The organism is Parasutterella muris (genome assembly GCF_009767915.1).
Taxonomy (GTDB): domain Bacteria; phylum Pseudomonadota; class Gammaproteobacteria; order Burkholderiales; family Burkholderiaceae_F; genus Parasutterella; species Parasutterella muris.
In genome coordinates, this window is record NZ_WSRP01000068.1 from 1 (window position 1) to 4,584 (window position 4,584).

At 44.4% G+C, this 4,584-nt stretch carries 4 protein-coding genes; 3 read left to right on the top strand and 1 reads right to left on the bottom strand.

The window, feature by feature from the left end:
- Positions 1 to 37: 37 nt before the first annotated feature.
- Complete coding sequence (locus E5987_RS12340; protein WP_160336372.1) at positions 38 to 370, bottom strand: hypothetical protein; 333 nt, start codon at positions 368 to 370, stop codon at positions 38 to 40.
- 451 nt (positions 371 to 821) lie between these two features.
- Here E5987_RS12340 and E5987_RS12345 point away from each other — a divergent pair, with 451 nt between their 5' ends.
- The 3 genes from E5987_RS12345 to E5987_RS12355 are packed head-to-tail and all read left to right on the top strand — an operon-like array spanning position 822 to position 4,445.
- The gene (locus E5987_RS12345; RefSeq protein WP_160336373.1) at positions 822 to 1,709 is read left to right on the top strand and encodes a hypothetical protein; all 888 of its coding nucleotides are present in this window, start codon (positions 822 to 824) and stop codon (positions 1,707 to 1,709) included.
- Positions 1,710 to 1,718: 9 nt separating this feature from the next.
- The gene (locus E5987_RS12350) at positions 1,719 to 2,963 is read left to right on the top strand and encodes a CsgG/HfaB family protein (protein WP_160336374.1); all 1,245 of its coding nucleotides are present in this window, start codon (positions 1,719 to 1,721) and stop codon (positions 2,961 to 2,963) included.
- A gap of 6 nt (positions 2,964 to 2,969) precedes the next feature.
- Positions 2,970 to 4,445, top strand: a complete 1,476-nt coding sequence (locus tag E5987_RS12355) for a DUF6844 domain-containing protein (protein WP_160336375.1) — start codon at positions 2,970 to 2,972, stop codon at positions 4,443 to 4,445.
- Positions 4,446 to 4,584 lie beyond the last annotated feature (139 nt).

Consider the following 4,584-nt stretch of genomic DNA (forward strand, 5'->3'; position numbering starts at 1 on the left):
AATAAATTCATGCAATTATCAGAAATTTTCGCAGATATTATTCAGATTTTTTATTAATATCGTGCGTCGAACCTGATTCCGAGGTTTCTCTTCTTTTGGCTTGTACGTTTATGGCCATCCTGAGGGATTGGGCAATTATGTGGACCATTAGCTCTCCCATATAGGAAGTTCGAGCTGCCTGCAGCCGATCTCCGTCATTGAGGACTTTAAATTGTCTAAAAGCGATTTCAACAATATTTCTCCGCCGGTAGATTTTCAATGCCTCGATCGGGTCTTCGAGCCAATCGCTGCGGATAACAAAGCAGCCGGCAGTACGCTCCCATAAACGAAGAGCCTCAAAATTCTTCTTCCATGCCTTCTTTTTCTTCACAGGCCTCCTAGCTAAGAGTGAATTTTTAGAGTTGGTATATTGGATAAATAATTTAAAAAACTTATACAAAATCAAATAGTTCAATCGACCAGATCTTATGTTTATACGTTTTACAGGTGTATTTCTATGAAAGAAGAGCGAAAGAATATTGCTTCGAGATCTTAATGACACGAGAGAGATTGCATATTCCTGCGAAGAGCATCCCGAAAGCACTTCATTTTTGTTCAAATCATTAAAACATACAGCCGAGAATATATTTAAATAAATATCGTTTATTTTCAAATAGATAATATGTAGATATATAGATAGCTGATTTAATAATCAGGAATTTTCTTTATTCCAGCCTAGAGAAAAATTACAACCACTCAAAAAGGTGAAGGGTTTTACCTAATTCCATGCCCCCCCCCTGAGAAATAGTAGTATCCGAGGCAATGTATCCCAAGCTATTACTATGTTAAAAAATATCGTATCAGTCCTGCTCTCGTTGTCTTTTGTCTCGTTTTCTGCCTTGGCACAGGATGCTAAGTACAGAGTCGCAGTTTCAGATTTGATTGTCAGTGAAGCAATTCCTGCAAAACAGCAGGAAATTGTCCGAAAATCATCTTTAATTTCAGATGTCGAAAACGCGATTCGTAACGGAAGAAAGTTTGAACTGCTTACCCGACGAGCTGCTCATCTGCAGGCGATTCGAAAAGAACAGGAGTTCGCTCAGTCGGATCTTGCTGCCGGCGATGCGGCTCATAAAGGTGAGTTTTCAAACGCTCAGTCCTTAGTACAGATTGAAGTTTTAGATTTCAATTTCGGCCGATCTGCCAGTAAAGTTCCGAACATCAGCAATAAATACAAAGTTCAGGACGGAGCTCGTATCGAATTGTCCGTTCAGATTATTGACACGAGCAAAGGCACTGTCGTCGCTTCATTCCCGATTAAAGCATCCAACTCCGGCGGTTCCTTTATCGCAAATGGAGTCGGTAGCCCTTCCAGAGCCGTTTTGGATAAAACACTTGAGGGTGTCGCCGGTCAATTGGCCAACCAATTGTCCGATACGGTTTTTCCCATCACAGTGCTTCGAGTTCAGGGCAAAAAACTTTTCATAAATCGCGGCAATGACAGCGGTTTAAAAGTCGGAGAGAAATTCATCATTTTTGAACCGGGCGAAGAATTAGTGGATCCGCAGACCGGTGAAAGTCTTGGTTCTGCTGAAACAGAGGTCGGTGAATGCACGGTCTCCAGAATCAACCCTAAGTTTAGCGTTGTTGATGTCACCAGCGGTGATCCTGCCTCGTTTGCTGAGGGATTCATTCTCCGTCGGCCGGTAGCAAACAATAAAAAGAAGTAAGAAATCGAAATGAATCTGAAGAAATTTAAACGTCTGACACTTTCCCTGTTGGTCAGCGCCGCTTTTAGCGCTGAGGTACTGGCAGCGGGAGTAATCACGAAAACGGTTCAAGCTGTTGGTACTGGGTCAACTCGACCGGTTGCGGTCCAGGCCGCATTGACTGAAGCGGTTTCTCAAGTTTCCGGTATTTCTCTGAAGGCGCAGACCGCATCGGTCAGTGCCGCGGCTTCGGCTGCGACCATTGAAGAGGATTCCAAAGGAAGATCAGAAGAGTCCAGGTCGTCTGTCAGCGATGCCCTAGCGAGCTCGACAGAAACAAAGACTAAAGGTCATGTGAAATCATTCTCTGTAGTGGATGTCACTGAGGAGCCGAATGGCTTGTTTAAGGCTGTGGTTGATGCGGATATCAGTGTTTATAAAGACGATTCACAGTCCACTAGAAGACGAATCGCTGTTATTCCTTTTTATTACAGAGGAAACACAAAACTTGTTGAGGACTTTGATCAGCGTCTGAGACAGAGTCTGGTAGATTATTTAACCGGAACTAGACATTTTGCAGTTCTGGACAGAGATTTCCAAGGCGATCGACTTGGAGAACTGGCCGGACTTTTAAATCCCGATGTCAAACCCGAGGAAAGGGCGAGGATTGGAAACAGCTTGGGCTCTGACTATGTCCTTGTCGGTCAAATTAACAACTTTGTACTGAAGCAGAACAACAAGCAGGACCCGTATACCAAAGAAATCAGTAAGGTTATCGAGGGACATGTGAGTTTGAGCTGGAGGTTGATTGAAGCGGCCACAGGTCAGATTGCAGCATCCGGCACAGAAGATAAGATCGTAAAACTTAAAAAGCCTGAAGATGTGTATGAACAAGGTGCTGAGGATGGCTATGCCATCGGAGCGAAACTTTCAAACATCATCTATCCGATTATGGCGCTTGCCTACAACAACGGTACTCTGACTTTATCTCAAGGCGGAGACACAGTTAAGGTAGGAGACGTATACAACTTGGTTAAATACGGCAAGGTTCTGGAGGATCCCTATACGGGAGAACCTTTGGCTCGAGATGAAATTAAAGTCGGGCAGGTCCGTATCAGTGACGCTTCTCCGAAAATTTCTCATGCTTCTGTCATTAAGTCGAACGTAGATCTGGTCGGTCTGGTGCCTCGTGAATACATCCTCAGAGCGCTGCCCCGGGAAGAAGCTCAACAGACAAAGAAGAAAGTTGTTAAAACCCAGCAACCTAAGTGGTAATTTCCAATGAATAACTTTAAAAAAATAGCGTTATGCGCGGCCGTCTTGCTTGCAGCCGGTTTATCTGCTTCGGTGGCAATCTCCCAACAGGCGGCTGACGTCAACGTCAGCTCTTCAGCCGCTGCCGCTGCTGTTTCTCATGGTGCAACGGCAATTGTGGCCGCCGACGTTAAAGACGTTAACGAGTCAGCGGACAATAAAGTAAAACGTGCGTACAAGGTTTCTAAAAACCCGCATTTTGAGCTGGAGAAACAGGTCAAGGCTTATCTCAAGGAAAAGAATCTTCGCGCTGGCGGAACAACAAATGCCCGCGGTAAGGTCATCTTTTATAAGGTTGTTGATGTTGACGGGAATAAAGCCTCATCTGATTTTTTCCGCCAGGTTGAATTGGCCTATGAAAAAGCATACTTAAGTGCCCTGAAAGATTTCTCTAATTTCCTGGTGAATAAGACATCCTCGGAAATTTCTTCGGAATTTTTCAATGATGACAGCTCGAACGCCGGTGCATTTAAGAATGAAAAAGCAGAGGGCGTATCTAAGATTCAGGCGATCGGAGAAAAAATACTAGCTCTATCTGAAGCTCACCTCGACCAAGCTTTGCAAAAAGCGGGCGTGGATCCGTCGCAGTACTCGTCAAGACCTAAAGATGAAAAAATTCGTCTCTTAAATGACGTGCTTATTGCTAGGACAAAATCAGCGACGAGTATTCAGATGAGCGGCATCACAATTCTGGATAACTTCATTACTGTTAATGAAGACGGCAAGGCCGCGGTAGCCGTGGTTCTCATGCAGTCTCCAGTCACGCAGGATCTTGCTCTTTGCTTAAAGAACAGAGTTCCGCCGAATCTTAAGGCAGTAGGGGCTCCCCTTGAAGAGCAGCTGCCGGTGAACGACGACGAGAAACTGTCCGAACTCTACGGATCGCGTCTGTTGGTAGATGAAAACGGCCCTGCAGTTGTGTCTTTCGGATTCTGGTCTGTTAAGAAGTCCAATAATCCTACAATTCAAAGCCGTCATATCGAAGCCGCTCAGAAACAGGCTTCCGCAATTGCAAGAGCGAACCTTGCACAATTCTTGTCATTGTCCTTCTCTTCTGAAGAGAACGCTTCACGCGGAACTAAAACAGAAGAATACGCAGTGAAAGATGGAAAGACTGGCATGATTGATTCGAGTGTTGTAGAAGCTGCGGTCGAATCTATTGTTGATGAAAAATCTCGTCTTAAAGCCAGCGCTAATCTCTCCGGAGCCAGAAATATTGTCGATTGGCAGTATGAAGATCCTGAAGACGGCCAAATTGTCGTCGGTGTGGTTTTAGCTTTCAGCATGGACAGCATCAGCGCTGCAGCCGGATTAAAAGCTAACCAAAACAAGAGAGTCGCCTCCTCAGCCGTTGAAAAGAATTCCGAATCGAGTGAATCACAAAAGAGCAGAGATGCCGTTTCTAAGAAATCGGCAGTCACCTCTGCGCTAGATGTTTTTTAAACCTATAAAGTCCAGGGAAATCCCATGAAATTAAAACCTGAGTTTGGCAGAATTTATCAAATAAAAAAGCTCTCAGTCCTTTGATTATCAGGGAGTTGAGAGCTTTTTAAAATTATTGTCTTGTAGGTATGCTAGAGCA

Coding starts and splice junctions, on each gene's coding strand:
- E5987_RS12345 (WP_160336373.1), top strand. CDS start 822: ATGTTAAAAAATATCGTATCAGTCCTGCTCTCGTTGTCTTTTGTCTCG.
- E5987_RS12350 (WP_160336374.1), top strand. CDS start 1,719: ATGAATCTGAAGAAATTTAAACGTCTGACACTTTCCCTGTTGGTCAGC.
- E5987_RS12355 (WP_160336375.1), top strand. CDS start 2,970: ATGAATAACTTTAAAAAAATAGCGTTATGCGCGGCCGTCTTGCTTGCA.